The 14,008-nt window shown below is 39.7% G+C and carries 13 protein-coding genes; 8 read left to right on the forward strand and 5 right to left on the reverse strand.

Annotated features, from left to right (window positions below; translation table 11 throughout):
• Nucleotides 1-300 precede the first annotated feature (300 nt).
• The 4 genes from aroQ (at nucleotide 301) to recG (ending at nucleotide 5,022) form a co-directional block, all read left to right on the forward strand.
• Nucleotides 301-753 carry a type II 3-dehydroquinate dehydratase gene (gene aroQ, locus R3X26_RS13860; RefSeq protein WP_317717925.1) on the forward strand — a complete coding sequence of 151 codons (453 nt, stop codon included), beginning with the start codon at nucleotides 301-303 and terminating at the stop codon, nucleotides 751-753.
• Nucleotides 754-818: 65 nt separating this feature from the next.
• Nucleotides 819-1,277, forward strand: coding sequence for an acetyl-CoA carboxylase biotin carboxyl carrier protein (gene accB, locus R3X26_RS13865; RefSeq protein WP_317717926.1), 459 nt, complete (start codon nucleotides 819-821; stop codon nucleotides 1,275-1,277).
• Between the two features lie 54 nt (nucleotides 1,278-1,331).
• A complete protein-coding gene (gene accC / locus R3X26_RS13870) occupies nucleotides 1,332-2,675 on the forward strand; it encodes an acetyl-CoA carboxylase biotin carboxylase subunit (RefSeq protein WP_317717927.1) in 1,344 nt (447 codons plus the stop codon).
• Nucleotides 2,676-2,943: 268 nt separating this feature from the next.
• Complete coding sequence (recG, locus tag R3X26_RS13875; RefSeq protein ID WP_317717928.1) at nucleotides 2,944-5,022, forward strand: ATP-dependent DNA helicase RecG; 2,079 nt, start codon at nucleotides 2,944-2,946, stop codon at nucleotides 5,020-5,022.
• A 124-nt stretch (nucleotides 5,023-5,146) separates the two neighbouring features.
• Here recG and envZ read toward each other — a convergent pair whose 3' ends face one another.
• Both envZ and ompR read right to left on the reverse strand, forming a co-directional pair.
• Nucleotides 5,147-6,520 (reverse strand): two-component system sensor histidine kinase EnvZ, encoded by a 1,374-nt coding sequence (envZ, locus tag R3X26_RS13880; protein ID WP_317717929.1) that lies wholly within the window; start codon nucleotides 6,518-6,520, stop codon nucleotides 5,147-5,149.
• A gap of 59 nt (nucleotides 6,521-6,579) precedes the next feature.
• Nucleotides 6,580-7,299 carry a two-component system response regulator OmpR gene (ompR, locus tag R3X26_RS13885; protein WP_317717930.1) on the reverse strand — a complete coding sequence of 240 codons (720 nt, stop codon included), beginning with the start codon at nucleotides 7,297-7,299 and terminating at the stop codon, nucleotides 6,580-6,582.
• A 345-nt stretch (nucleotides 7,300-7,644) separates the two neighbouring features.
• On the opposite strand from ompR, the gene greB reads away from it, so the two are divergent.
• From greB to fis, 4 genes are all read left to right on the forward strand, one after another.
• A complete protein-coding gene (gene greB, locus R3X26_RS13890; RefSeq protein ID WP_317717931.1) occupies nucleotides 7,645-8,127 on the forward strand; it encodes a transcription elongation factor GreB in 483 nt (160 codons plus the stop codon).
• 62 nt (nucleotides 8,128-8,189) lie between these two features.
• Nucleotides 8,190-9,077, forward strand: coding sequence for a 50S ribosomal protein L11 methyltransferase (prmA, locus tag R3X26_RS13895; protein ID WP_317717932.1), 888 nt, complete (start codon nucleotides 8,190-8,192; stop codon nucleotides 9,075-9,077).
• A 134-nt stretch (nucleotides 9,078-9,211) separates the two neighbouring features.
• Entirely contained in the window at nucleotides 9,212-10,180 is a 969-nt protein-coding gene (gene dusB, locus R3X26_RS13900; protein WP_317717933.1) for a tRNA dihydrouridine synthase DusB, read from the forward strand.
• A 23-nt stretch (nucleotides 10,181-10,203) separates the two neighbouring features.
• The gene (fis, locus tag R3X26_RS13905; protein WP_317717934.1) at nucleotides 10,204-10,500 is read left to right on the forward strand and encodes a DNA-binding transcriptional regulator Fis; all 297 of its coding nucleotides are present in this window, start codon (nucleotides 10,204-10,206) and stop codon (nucleotides 10,498-10,500) included.
• A 477-nt stretch (nucleotides 10,501-10,977) separates the two neighbouring features.
• On the opposite strand, the gene R3X26_RS13910 is transcribed toward fis, so the two are convergent.
• The 3 genes from R3X26_RS13910 to R3X26_RS13920 form a co-directional block, all read right to left on the reverse strand.
• Nucleotides 10,978-11,790, reverse strand: coding sequence for a hypothetical protein (locus R3X26_RS13910; RefSeq protein WP_317717935.1), 813 nt, complete (start codon nucleotides 11,788-11,790; stop codon nucleotides 10,978-10,980).
• A 183-nt stretch (nucleotides 11,791-11,973) separates the two neighbouring features.
• Nucleotides 11,974-12,792: a hypothetical protein gene (locus R3X26_RS13915; protein WP_317717936.1), complete on the reverse strand. Its 819-nt coding sequence runs from the start codon at nucleotides 12,790-12,792 to the stop codon at nucleotides 11,974-11,976.
• A gap of 137 nt (nucleotides 12,793-12,929) precedes the next feature.
• The gene (locus R3X26_RS13920) at nucleotides 12,930-13,535 is read right to left on the reverse strand and encodes a hypothetical protein (protein WP_317717937.1); all 606 of its coding nucleotides are present in this window, start codon (nucleotides 13,533-13,535) and stop codon (nucleotides 12,930-12,932) included.
• Nucleotides 13,536-14,008: the final 473 nt, after the last annotated feature.

Here is a 14,008-nt window from a genome sequence, read left to right on the forward strand (position 1 = left end):
TTTATCCTTTCCAGCGAATAGGCTATGCTGATTATTACGAAGTTAAAAAATATCACTAGAAATATTGAACAATTTACATTAGCGTTCCAGGTGACACAGTTGCAAAAATGTCGCCTCTGCTACAACTTAAACCATTCACATGGGTGATTAGACCAGTAAAATGCTGCTATTTTCGGTGAATTAGCTATAATCGTGGGCTAAAATGAATTTTTCTCAAAAATAAACTGGAAAAATCACATTTTCATCTATAATAATAGAAATATTCGAAGTTAATCCGAATTAAAGGAAGATGACAACACGATGACTACAAAGTTACGCATTCTACTTTTAAACGGCCCAAATCTTAACCTATTAGGTATTCGAGAGCCAGGCCACTACGGAAGCCAAACGTTAGATCAAATAGTAGATGACTTGGTTCTACAGGCCAACAGTGCGGATATTGAACTTCAGCACCTACAATCTAACCGGGAATATGAATTATTAGAAGCCATTCATGCGGCTCATAACAAGGTCGATTTCATTATTATTAATCCCGCTGCATTTACCCATACAAGTGTTGCTTTACGTGATGCTTTACTCGGTGTAGCAATCCCATTTATTGAAGTGCACTTATCCAATGTTCACGCGCGTGAGCCTTTCCGTCACCACTCTTATTTATCAGATAAAGCAGTGGGTGTGATATGTGGATTAGGCGCTCAAGGCTACCAATTTGCTTTGATGGCAGCGATAGAACAGCTGAAATCAAAGTCGTAAAGAACTAATTTCGTTTCACTCTGTCTTAGAGTGAGAAACGTTTAACAGACAAAGAGAAAGAAAAGATGGATATACGTAAAATAAAGAAGCTTATTGAATTAGTAGAAGAGTCAGGTATTTCTGAGCTAGAAATATCAGAAGGTGAAGAATCCGTACGTATTAGTCGTAACGGTCCTGCACAGCAATTTGCACCAATGCAATATTCACAAGCTCCAATAGCATCAGCACCAGCGGTAGCTGCTCCTGCAACAGCAACTGTTGATGTTGCTCCAGCGTCCACTGAAACAGCTGGTCATAAAGTTCTTTCTCCAATGGTCGGAACTTTCTACCGCTCTCCAAGCCCAGAAGCGAAATCATTTATTGAAGTGGGTCAATCAGTTTCTGCTGGTGACACACTTTGTATCGTTGAAGCAATGAAAATGATGAATCAGATTGAAGCTGATACGTCGGGCGTTGTTACTGCTATTCTGGTTGAAGACGGTGCAGCCGTTGAATTCGATCAACCGCTTGTTGTTATTGAATAACATCTTGTTATCAAATAATAGCTTGTCGTCATCGAATAATAGAGGCCAATCACTATGCTGGACAAATTAGTCATCGCGAACCGAGGTGAAATTGCACTTCGTATACTTCGCGCATGTAAAGAATTAGGTATCAAAACAGTTGCGGTACATTCAACAGCCGACCGCGATCTTAAACACGTATTATTAGCAGACGAATCGATTTGTATCGGTCCTGCACGCGGAATAGACAGTTATCTGAATATACCGCGTATCATCTCAGCAGCCGAAGTCACTGGGGCGATAGCTATCCACCCTGGCTATGGCTTTCTGTCTGAAAATGCAGATTTTGCGGAACAAGTAGAACGAAGCGGTTTTATTTTTGTTGGTCCTAAAGCTGAAACGATTCGCATTATGGGCGACAAAGTTTCTGCTATCAATGCAATGAAACGAGCAGGTGTACCTTGTGTACCGGGTTCTGATGGCCCACTTGATGATGATGACAACCAAAATAAAGCGCACGCTAAGCGTATTGGTTATCCTGTAATCATTAAAGCCTCAGGTGGCGGTGGTGGTCGTGGTATGCGTGTTGTACGTAGTGAGCCTGAGTTGGTTGAAGCAATTGCTATGACTAGAGCAGAAGCAAAAGCGGCATTTAACAATGATGTGGTTTACATGGAAAAGTACCTTGAAAACCCTCGCCATGTGGAAGTTCAAATCATCGCTGACGGACAAGGTGGTGCTATCCACCTTGGTGAGCGAGACTGTTCTATGCAGCGTCGTCATCAAAAAGTGGTTGAAGAAGCACCTGCTCCAGGTATTACCGAAGAAATGCGTAAATACATCGGCGAACGTTGTACGCGAGCTTGTCTTGAAATTAATTATCGTGGTGCTGGCACATTTGAGTTCTTATATGAAAATGGTGAATTCTATTTCATTGAAATGAATACTCGAATTCAAGTTGAGCATCCAGTAACAGAAATGGTAACCGGTGTTGACCTAATTAAAGAACAACTTCGTGTAGCAGCAGGCCAACCATTATCCTTTACTCAAGATGATATTAAATTAAGTGGCCATGCCATTGAATGTCGTATTAATGCCGAAGATCCTGAAAAGTTCTTGCCTTGCCCAGGCACAATCGAACGTTTCCATTCACCAGGTGGAATGGGCGTTCGTTGGGAGTCTCATATCTATGCTGGCTATACGGTTCCACCTCATTACGATTCAATGGTAGGTAAGTTAATTACCTACGGTGAAAATCGAGATGTGGCTATTGCACGTATGAAAAACGCCCTAGGTGAAATGATCATCGAAGGTATTAAAACCAACATACCACTGCAACAAGATATTATGAATGATGAAAACTTCCAGCACGGCGGCGCAAACATTCATTATTTAGAGAAAAAACTCGGTCTCCAATAAGGTCATCTGAATTTTCCTCTCTTCTAAAGCACTCTAACGAGTGCTTTTTTATTGGTAATAACGTTAACGATTAATACTATTTACCTACTTATAAACCTGTACAAATAGACAGTGAGATGATTGAATAACTATAAACATATTGGCTATATAGGCGAAGCTTTATGTTGAGAGTAAAATGTTTTGTAAAAAATAAAATGTTACGTAAAGAATCACGCCTTGCCTCGGTTACTTGATATGACTACGTACTGAATTGAAAGTGAGTTAAATTATGTCCCAACTTTTATCAAGCGTTTCGATTACTTCTCTATCTGGTGTTGGCGCCAAGGTAGCCGAGAAGTTACAAAAAGTCGCTTTATATTCAGTACAAGATTTGTTATTCCACCTTCCTTTGCGATATGAAGATCGCACCAGAATATATCCCATGGTCAAACTTCACGCCGGTTTATGGGCTGCAGTTCAAGGTGAAGTCATGAGCGTTGATACAACTTTTTCCCGTAAAAAAATGCTTACTGTTAAAATAAGTGATGGCAATGGTACCGTCACATTACGCTTTTTTAATTTTACTGCAGGCATGAAAAATAACTTCACAATTGGAAAATTGGTGCATGCTTACGGAGAAATTAAACGCGGTAATTATGGGTTAGAAATTGTTCATCCCGATTACAAGTTTTTCGCTCCAGCAACTCAACCAGATGTAGAACAAAATCTTACTCCGGTCTATCCCACCACCGAAGGCTTACGACAAAACACTTTACGTAATCTAACGGAACAAGCGTTACAGTTATTAGAAAGCGCAGCGGTTGAAGAATTATTACCATCAGGTTTATATAACAACCAATTAACCTTGTCTCAAGCTCTACACACTATTCATCGCCCACCTCCCACTACCAATATACAAGAATTTGATGAAGGTAAAACACCTGCACAACAGCGATTAATTATCGAAGAGTTATTGGCGCAAAACCTTTCTATGCTGGCAGTTCGCAATAAAGGACAAAAAGATAATGCTTTACCATTAACCGCCCAAGATCACTTTAAACATAAGCTACTCGCACAATTACCGTTTTCACCAACCAATGCGCAAAACAGAGTCGTGACAGAAATAGAAGCCGACTTACTCAAACCGCACCCAATGATGCGTCTGGTTCAAGGTGACGTAGGTTCAGGTAAAACATTGGTTGCCGCTCTTGCTGCGGTAAAAGGCATTGAATCTGGTTATCAAGTTGCCTTAATGGCCCCAACCGAATTGTTAGCCGAGCAGCATGCTATCAATTTTACCAATTGGCTTGAGCCACTTGGCATTCAAGTCGCTTGGTTAGCCGGCAAGCTAAAAGGGAAAGCTCGAGAAACAGAGTTAGCTAAAATAGCCAGTGGCGAGGCTAAAATGGTGGTCGGTACCCATGCACTATTCCAAGATCATGTCGAATTTAATCAACTGGCGTTAGTGATTATTGATGAGCAACATCGTTTCGGTGTCCATCAGCGCTTAAAACTAAGAGAAAAAGGTGAAATTCAGGGCGCCTTCCCTCACCAACTGATCATGACTGCCACCCCTATCCCTAGAACTTTGGCCATGACAGCCTATGCCGATTTGGAAACCTCTATTATTGATGAGTTACCTCCCGGGCGAACACCGATCCAAACCGTAGCAATTCCTGATACTAAACGAGACGATATTATAGATAGAGTGCGTAATGCCTGTTTAAACGAAGGCAAACAAGCCTATTGGGTGTGTACTCTGATTGATGAGTCAGAAGTGTTAGAAGCACAGGCCGCAGCAGACACCGCTGAAGAACTGCAAAAACAACTCCCTGAACTAAAAATTGGCCTCGTTCATGGCAGGATGAAACCCGCCGAGAAGCAAGCCATAATGCAGCAGTTTAAAAATAACCAATTGCATTTACTTGTTGCAACAACCGTTATTGAAGTGGGCGTTGACGTGCCTAATGCTAGTTTAATGATCATCGAAAACCCTGAGCGATTGGGCTTAGCTCAACTCCATCAACTTAGAGGCCGAGTCGGTCGAGGAACGGTAGCAAGTCACTGTGTTTTACTCTATCACTCCCCTCTTTCCAAAACCGCTCAAAAACGTTTAGCGGTACTAAGAGAAAGTAACGATGGCTTTGTTATCGCTCAGCGCGATCTAGAAATCAGAGGTCCGGGAGAACTATTGGGAACGAAGCAAACCGGTATCGCCGATTTAAAAATCGCCGACCTCATAAGAGATCAAAGACTTATACCCGATATTCAACGCATGGCTCGATTTATTCACGATAATCATCCTAAAAACGCACAAGCCATTATTACACGCTGGTTAGGAGAGCGTGATATTTATTCTAACGCCTGATATCAGCGTTAGTTATCTATTTAATCTTAGCTTTGATGATTTAATCTAAACGCTGGTTTTTAAATCATACTCAAATTCTTAAACCCATACTCAGATTATTCAAACGACATTCGGGTTATTCGTTTTAAGCTCTTTTGTTTTTATTCACTTTGTTTGATCGAGACACACTCGGGAATTGTAAATGCACCCTTCCACCCCCTTCAGAACGATTGGTTACAGAGATAGAGCCATTATGCTGCGTAACAATTCTTTTAACGATAGCAAGACCTAAACCCGTTCCTTCACTGCCTCGCGCACTATCTCCGCGAGTAAACGGTTCAAACAATTTATCAAGTTGATCAATATTGATTCCAGGACCATTATCTTCGACACAAACCCACACCGACTGCTTATCTACTGTCATTCCAGTCGTTATTCTCACCCACCCATTACCATACCTTTCTGCGTTAACCACCAGATTGGTCAATGAACGTTTTACTTCAATTTCATTTCCTTGTAACAAGCAAGGTTCGCTTGCAAGACTAATTTTCACTTGATTTACATTGTCTCCATTGGCATTTTCTTTACTCGCACTCGCGTTATTACTTGCACTTGCAACATTGTTAGCAATAACATTTAAATCAACCTGTTGAAAGCTATCTGTATTAACAGGTTTCAAGTAGTCCATAAACTGATTAATAATTTCGTTGCACTCTTCCGTATCCTGAATAATGCCTTCCGCAAGATAACTATCTTGTTCGGACATCATTTCCGTTGCTAAACGGATTCGGGTTAACGGTGTACGCAGATCATGGCTAATGCCAGCCATCAACAAAGCCCTATCTTCTTCTAACTTCTGGATATCTTGCGACATTTGATTAAAAGCCTGAGTTACTGCTCTTATTTCACTGGCACCTTTCTCTGCTAAAGGTGTTGGAAACTCACCTCGGCCCACCATTCTTGCTGCTCCTTCTAGTGCCACCAAAGGTCTATTTTGAATTTTGACAAAAACCCAACAGGAACAAATGATCAGTATCGCAATCAGTAAGCTGTTTCTAAACAGAGGAATAAAATCCTCTTCTTGTAATTCTGAAAGCGGTATTCTCAATAAAATATTGGGTAATTTTTCTAACTTAACCCACAGGATATAACTCTCACTACCAGAAGATAACCTCACTTCTGACGCACCACCCAGTTCATCACTCATTTCATGACTTAAAAAATCGATACTGGTGGCATCATTAAATTCCGCATAAATTGCATCGCCTTCTTGATGAGCGGTCACACCAAGTTTGTCTAGCAACCTTCTTCTTGAAGGCGCTTGCAAATATTCTCCCGTTTCAAGCTCGGCCCTATCGTCTAATATCAGATTTATCTCGTGGGCTAAAATACGATTAAACTGTTGTAAACTCGGTAATAAAGCATAGTTAAATATGGCAAAATAAGAGTAAGCTTGGCTGGCTAAAAGAACTAAAATGAAAAGTATGACCGTTTGCGTGTGAGAACTGCGGATAAGCATAACTGCCCCAAAAATAATAAACCCTTAAAACGAATGTTTAAGGGTTTTTGATAATAGAATTAAACCGCTTGACCATCAGGCACAAACACATAACCTAAACCCCAAACTGTTTGTATATATCTAGGGTGACTTGGATCTTCTTCTAACATTCTACGCAATCTGGATATCTGCACATCGATTGAACGTTCCATTGCTGAATATTCTCGGCCTCTAGCCATATTCATCAACTGATCTCGAGACATCGGTTTCCTTGCATTGGTCACTAAGGATTTCAGCACGGCAAATTCGCCAGACGTAAGAGGCATGCATTCATCACCACGAAACATCTCTCTTGTTCCAAGGTTTAAACGAAACTCACCAAATTCTATATTGGTCTCTTCTGCACTCGGTGCTCCTGGCGCTTCGACAACCTGTCGACGCAACACGGCATTAATACGAGCTAACAACTCACGTGGATTAAACGGCTTGGGTAAGTAATCATCTGCTCCCACTTCCAAACCAATTATGCGATCAGCTTCATCTCCTTTAGCGGTCAACATAACAATTGGGATTCTATTATCATTACTGCGAAGACGACGACAGATAGAAAGACCATCTTCACCTGGTAACATAAGATCCAATACGACTAAATGGAACGTTTCTCGTGCTAGCAATCTATCCATCTGCTCTGCATTAGCAACACCTCGCACCTGAAATCCTTGGTCGGTAAGATAGCGTTCCAACAAAGAACGTAATCTGGCGTCATCATCTACAACTAATATTTTATGGTTTTCTTGCATCTATTGTCCCAAATAACCTAACGGAAATGAAATAAACTAAACCCAGCGGCATAGACGTTACATTAAAATAATCTATGAATGAACTCGGTACTCATAAGTAAATATAACGTCAAGGATAAAGGCTATAAACCTAAACCGAATACCTTATCTATTAAGCATACCTAATTCTATAACTTACATAGTAAATTTCATGCAAATATTTACTGTTATATTATCAATAATTGTCTAAATCTTGTACACAGAAAATAACAACACACTAATTATGTTATCTCTCGCCATTGCCAAGTTCATTATTTATGTTACACAATATAAAAAACTAACACCGTTCAGAAAAATGAAGCTCATATGAAAACAAACCTGGTCACTCGTGAAGGGTACAATAAGCTGCAAAAAGAACTTGATTATCTTTGGCGAGAAGAACGTCCAGAGGTAACCAAAAAAGTAACTTGGGCAGCGAGTTTGGGTGATCGCAGTGAAAATGCCGATTATCAATACAATAAAAAACGCTTAAGAGAAATTGACCGACGGGTACGTTTTTTAAGAAAACGATTAGAACAGCTTAGAGTGGTCGATTACTCACCAGAACAAGAAGGCAAAGTGTTTTTTGGCGCTTGGGTAGAAATTGAAAACGAACAAGGCGACATAAAGACCTTCAAAATAGTCGGTCCAGACGAAATTTATGGTGGAATAAAAGATTACGTATCGATTGATTCACCTATGGCAAGAGCGTTACTAAAGAAACAAGTTGATGATGAATTTTCGGTAAAAACTCCCGAAGGATTCAAAGAATGGTTTATCAATAAAATACGTTACTCAAAAGACGATTAGTACCATATCAGCAAGATTCTGCTAAAATTCCCTCAAATTAATTTACCTATCGAGTGACTCTCATGCCATGGATTCAAATAAAACTCAACGCAACAGCTGACAATGCTGAGCAAATTGGTGATATGTTGTCGGAAGAAACTGGTGCTTTATCAGTTACTTTTCTTGATTCAAAAGATACTCCGATATTTGAGCCACTTCCGGGAGAAACTCATCTTTGGGGTGAAACCGACGTGGTAGCCTTATACGATGCAACCGTCGACACCGCCTTAATATTAAGTCAAATAACCCAATCACAATTACTGGCTGATAATTTTTCTTACAAAATTGAGCAGCTAGAAGATAAAGATTGGGAGCGTGAATGGATGGAAAACTTCCACCCTATGAAATTTGGACAACGCTTGTGGATATGCCCAAGCTGGCGAGAAGTTCCTGAACCCAATGCCATTAATGTGATGCTAGATCCCGGTTTAGCCTTTGGTACCGGAACACACCCAACCACATCACTTTGCTTGGAATGGCTTGAAAGCATAGACCTTAAAGGCAAAACAGTGATCGATTTTGGTTGTGGCTCAGGCATTCTTGCTATTGCTGCCATTAAACTTGGCGCAGACAAAGTGGTCGGCATTGATATTGACCCGCAAGCAATTATAGCCTCCAAAGAAAATGCCAAACGCAATGGTGTTGCCGAACAATTAGCACTGTATTTGCCTCAAGACCAACCGCAAGACTTAATTGCTGACATAGTAGTAGCCAATATTCTCGCCGCTCCACTACGAGAACTTTCTCCTGTAATTAAAGGATTAATCAAGCCAAATGGTTTACTTGCCATGTCTGGAGTACTCGATACACAAGCAGAAGACGTAGCCAGTTATTACCAAGATAAACTCGATATTGATCCTATCGCCGAACTACAAGAGTGGTGTCGTATCTCTGGACAAAAAAAATCTTAGCAAAATAGGCACTAATTGATTGAAAATTAGGCAATTTGAAAAACAAATTGTAAATGCTCAAAAATTAGTCTTTTCACGCATCGAAAAAATGCGTAAAATGCGCGCCCTTGCTAGATAAGAACTGTGACGGCCTTTTGAAAATCGGAAATTATCAACTTAAGAACAAATTGATTGTGGCACCAATGGCTGGTGTGACCGATCGACCATTTCGAGAGTTATGTCTTCGATACGGTGCTGGGATGGCTATCAGTGAAATGATGTCCTCTAATCCTAGGCTCTGGAAAACGGCCAAATCAAAGCAACGCATGGTGCATGAGGGTGAATCGGGCATTCGCTCTGTACAAATTGCGGGTTCTGAGCCCAAGTTAATGGCTGAAGCAGCCATACACAGTGTTGAAAACGGTGCTCAAATCATCGATATCAACATGGGCTGTCCGGCAAAAAAAGTAAATAAAAAGCTGGCGGGGTCAGCACTACTGCAACACCCAGATATTATTGAAAAAATATTAACTGAGGTGGTTAATGCAGTAGATGCTCCAGTTACTCTGAAAACCCGTACAGGTTGGGACACAGACAATAAAAACTGTGTCGAAATAGCAAAAATGGCCGAAGGCTGTGGCATACAAGCTCTTGCTCTTCATGGAAGAACAAAAGCCTGTATGTACAAAGGCGAGGCGGAATACGACAGCATTAGAGCCGTCAAACAGGCTATCTCTATACCCGTTATTGCTAATGGCGATATCGACAGTCCAGAGAAAGCCAAATACGTTCTAGATTACACCGGAGCGGACGCTTTAATGATTGGTCGGCCTGCCCAAGGTCGTCCTTGGATTTTTCAAGAAATCCATCATTATTTGGAACACGGCACCACCTTGCCTGAACTGCCTTATAAGGAAGTGCAGGATATTTTACTTGGACATGTTCGAGAGCTTCATCAATTTTATGGTGAATTTCTTGGCCCTCGCATTGCTCGAAAGCATGTGGGTTGGTATTTAAAAGAGCATGGACAAGCGAGTGAGTTTCGCCGTACCTTCAACGCAATAGAAGCTGCTAGTCAGCAACTAGATGCATTAGAAGGTTACTTTGTACAATTTGCATCATAAATTACGAGAAGAGCTAGCATAATATGTTCGAACAAAATTTAACTTCTGAACCACTAACAGTCACTACTGTAACTTCACAAGATCAAGTAACTCAGAAGCCTCTACGTGACTCTGTAAAAGCATCTTTGAAAAATTACCTTGCTCAGTTAAATGGTCAAGACGTTGACGACCTGTACGAACTAGTATTGGCAGAAGTTGAGCAACCATTACTAGACACCATCATGCAATATACTCGCGGTAACCAAACTCGCGCAGCCAATATGATGGGTATCAACCGTGGTACTCTTCGTAAAAAACTAAAAAAATACGGCATGAACTAGAAATTAGTTTATAAGCCAATGATTTTAAAGGTCTAGTTAATTTATTTTCTAGGCCTTTTTATTTACTTGCTACACACATTGCTGCACACGATAATTTTATAGTTGATTAGTGATTTTCGAATCAAAGACGCCTTAGCTCATCATCGTTCGGTTCTCGACTCAAGTCTGAGAAGGCACTAAATTTAAAGGCCTAAGAACGTATTTTTCTATACAAAATTTATAGCAACCTTCCTTTGATGTTGGTGACAATAGTCACCTCTCCCGCCCTATCACTACTACATAATCAGATAACATTACGGAGCTAATCAAACGCTAAAAACTGATGCTATAAGTGATATGGATATTGTGGGCTTAGAGAAAATAAAAACACCTGTGGAAAAAACTGTAAAGCCACATTAAGGTGTGAGCAGCACTTGCCTATACTTCTTTGAGCGAATAGAAAACCGCAAGCGTTGTGAATCAGTCTTAAATGCTTTGTCATCTCTGTTTTTTAAACGCAACATCAAAATCATGCCCATTACGCTTAAAGCAAGCATAGTTAGAAAACATTAATGTATATCCGTAGGTCTCAAGCGTCTTTTCAATTAGTTCTGGTGTAACGGTAGCTTGACCAAAATTGTTTGGCGCAAGATCCCACTCATGCCCAATAAAACCGCGGCTATCGATATACGCTGTATGTTTTTTACCATCTAGAAAATACACCAAAATATAATCAACGTTCTCATTGTATAAATGTCCATCAAAGAGCAGTCTTGTTTTATTCGCTTGAGGTATTTTCTCAAGAAAATTATCTTTGAACTTCCTATCCTTACACTTGACGAACTTATTACCTACATTGATGTAGAAGTCTACATCTCGAGCGAAAAAACTTGGTTCAAAATGGTCGCCACCAATAGAGAGAGATGTATATTTTTCCAGTGCAATTGACATAGACTCTCCAGATTTCAAAACCACTGGTTCTTTTGGTTTGTATACCTCTACTTTTATATCATTTTCTACAACCGTATATATAGACCAAATTGGGACTGTTTTATCTTTGTGGTTACTAACCACCAGTTTGGTTATTTGACTGTCAGTATATGCATCGCCGCTAACTTCGTAGGTAATACTTAGCCTAAACCCTATTTTCGTATGATAAAAATAAAGGGCATACGCTGACGCAACAAAGTAGATAACGGTTCTACCCTCTTGTGACAAGAAACTAAAAAACTCGGCAATATTCAATTGAACTCCAAAGTACATAACATTCTTAATAATAGACCTTTGAATCGTCACTACTTCACGAGACAACTTTTAGCCTCTCTAAAGTAATTCTGTTCATACAGTACAGGCTAAAGTCCATCATTGGAACTATGTTGCCGTTTCGTGTAGAAACACAAACTTAAAGTGATGTATAGACACTTCCGTATTAGTGAGTCTGCTAAATTAGTTATCTATGGATTAGCCTGAATCAGGCAAACAATGCCATAGTCGTTATACATGTCGTTCCCGCGCCAACCGTCCTTTAGGTTTATACTCTTGGAGTAGCTCACGAACCATAAACTGATAATCAGGATGTTTTTTAAAACTATAAGAGATAAAAAATGCTTTCGTGGCTTGCGCCGAACTTAACTTTCTAACCTCTCCAACGTTTCCACCTACAATTAAGCTAAATTTAACACCTGGAATGTAGAATATATGATGGTGATAACCTAATTTTTTCGATGAAGTTGGAAAAGATACTTTTGGTATAATATCTTCATCGATGTCGACATAAACCGCTAGATATGCGTTCGAAGGAAATCCTCGCTCCCCAAGAAGGTAACTACGAAATTCTTCTTGGTAACGAGGGCCCAATGACTTTTGATTAGAGTTTTTTGCCATTGGCCAAGCAGAGGCACGCCAAATGATACTTGCTGCAAAATATAGATAGCAGTCAGTATTAGGGAAGTCGTTCTGGATTGGATTGAACCAACTCTCTCTTCTTTTACTTGTACTGGCAAATTGCTTTGCACTTTTGAGGCGCTCTAAAAGAGGGAACTTGTCAGTGCCAGTATAGCACTCTGACACAACCGCATTTTCACCTAGGCGAGAAAAGCGTAACTCACACTCAGAACAAAGGAAATGTGAAGTAACTTGAAAGTCAGAGTAGATTGAAGATTTATCATGACTTTGATTTAAAACTAGATCATCACCATCAAAAGCCCCTTTCAATTTTTTGTAGAGCGCCTTTGGCATAAGATGACTATTTCTTAACTCTTTGTATTCTAAACAAAGACCACATTGACCTAACCTCAAAGTTCCACCTTTCATAAAAGTATACAACGTTAATTAGACAGGTTTCCGTATTTACATTTCATCTATGATGCAGGCATTCATTATGAAACTCAACTTGCATGAAGTGAAGGTACCAAGCGTTGTTAATCACTCATAAATTCATTGTTATACAGTTACTTGTAACTAGCCTTAAGTACTTGAATTTCTTTTGCATACTTGCTAGTTATTTCTTGAATTTCCTCGTCTCTCTTACGCTGTATTTCTTTAATTTTCAGCTCTAGTTCAGGGTTGCTATTTACCACGAAATCACATCTGTCAGCAGTCTGCTGCAACGCCTTAGCCGATCCAGACAAACTAAAGCTTTGTTTCATTTTTAGTTGATTATAAACATAGATGTTAACGAGCAGCTTGTTGCCACTTCTAATGCTATTTAATAACGATTCTGGAATATTCCCAATAACACCGCTCTTATATGAGTTCGAATATGTTTTCCCTCTTAAATTATAAACTTTACCATCATCAACACGCATTTCGATTTCGACCTTACCATTACTTGGTGTTGCTACATTTTTTTTGCTTGCGAAAGTCAACATAAGGTCTTTATGCTTGCCTTTTTGAACGTCACACCTGAACCCAATAGAATTGCCACGATTAGACGTGTATTGCTCATACACTTTTATATCGTTCATTTCATCAATCCAGTTGTTCGACTTAAATGCTGCCAATGCTGATTGAGACGCTAACAATGTCGATATCAAGAAAACTATCTTTGCTTTCATTATTAAAATTACTCCTACACTATAGTTGCAAAAAGAACACGAAAGTACAGAGGCTTAATAGCCGATAATTTGTTGTTTTTCACTCTTTAATAATGCAACTATTCTCATATCACATCAACTGATAATCCATAAGTTATTGCCACAAGAAAGGAATCTAAGTTGTAAGATATCGCTTAATAGCGAAAATGATCTGTTATCAACTCAATCGGATAAGTTTTAGTAAGGCAAATACAGACATCATTAATTATGTAGATTATTTAGTCTAAGGAATTTAGGGGCATTATTGAGTTAACTCTCTTATCAAAATACAGTTATTCACAGAACTCCAAGTTAAAGAACATGGCGTACTTGAGAATCAATGCGCCATTCAAAAACACGAGTAATTAGTTTACGTCCCGCAGTAAGAACCCCTTTTAAAGCTCTTACAAGCTCTTCAGAGCAGTACTGACTTGTTTTGATACAACCAGTCACCT

Source organism: Vibrio sp. TH_r3 (genome assembly GCF_033101115.1).
Lineage (GTDB): Bacteria > Pseudomonadota > Gammaproteobacteria > Enterobacterales > Vibrionaceae > Vibrio.

Excerpts from the sequence above, each read along its gene's own strand:
- ompR (WP_317717930.1), bottom strand. The coding sequence starts at position 7,299 with ATGCAAGAAAACCATAAAATATTAGTTGTAGATGATGACGCCAGATTA.
- recG (WP_317717928.1), top strand. The coding sequence starts at position 2,944 with ATGTCCCAACTTTTATCAAGCGTTTCGATTACTTCTCTATCTGGTGTT.
- accB (WP_317717926.1), top strand. The coding sequence starts at position 819 with ATGGATATACGTAAAATAAAGAAGCTTATTGAATTAGTAGAAGAGTCA.
- greB (WP_317717931.1), top strand. The coding sequence starts at position 7,645 with ATGAAAACAAACCTGGTCACTCGTGAAGGGTACAATAAGCTGCAAAAA.
- prmA (WP_317717932.1), top strand. The coding sequence starts at position 8,190 with ATGCCATGGATTCAAATAAAACTCAACGCAACAGCTGACAATGCTGAG.
- R3X26_RS13915 (WP_317717936.1), bottom strand. The coding sequence starts at position 12,792 with ATGAAAGGTGGAACTTTGAGGTTAGGTCAATGTGGTCTTTGTTTAGAA.
- aroQ (WP_317717925.1), top strand. The coding sequence starts at position 301 with ATGACTACAAAGTTACGCATTCTACTTTTAAACGGCCCAAATCTTAAC.
- fis (WP_317717934.1), top strand. The coding sequence starts at position 10,204 with ATGTTCGAACAAAATTTAACTTCTGAACCACTAACAGTCACTACTGTA.
- envZ (WP_317717929.1), bottom strand. The coding sequence starts at position 6,520 with ATGCTTATCCGCAGTTCTCACACGCAAACGGTCATACTTTTCATTTTA.
- R3X26_RS13920 (WP_317717937.1), bottom strand. The coding sequence starts at position 13,535 with ATGAAAGCAAAGATAGTTTTCTTGATATCGACATTGTTAGCGTCTCAA.
- accC (WP_317717927.1), top strand. The coding sequence starts at position 1,332 with ATGCTGGACAAATTAGTCATCGCGAACCGAGGTGAAATTGCACTTCGT.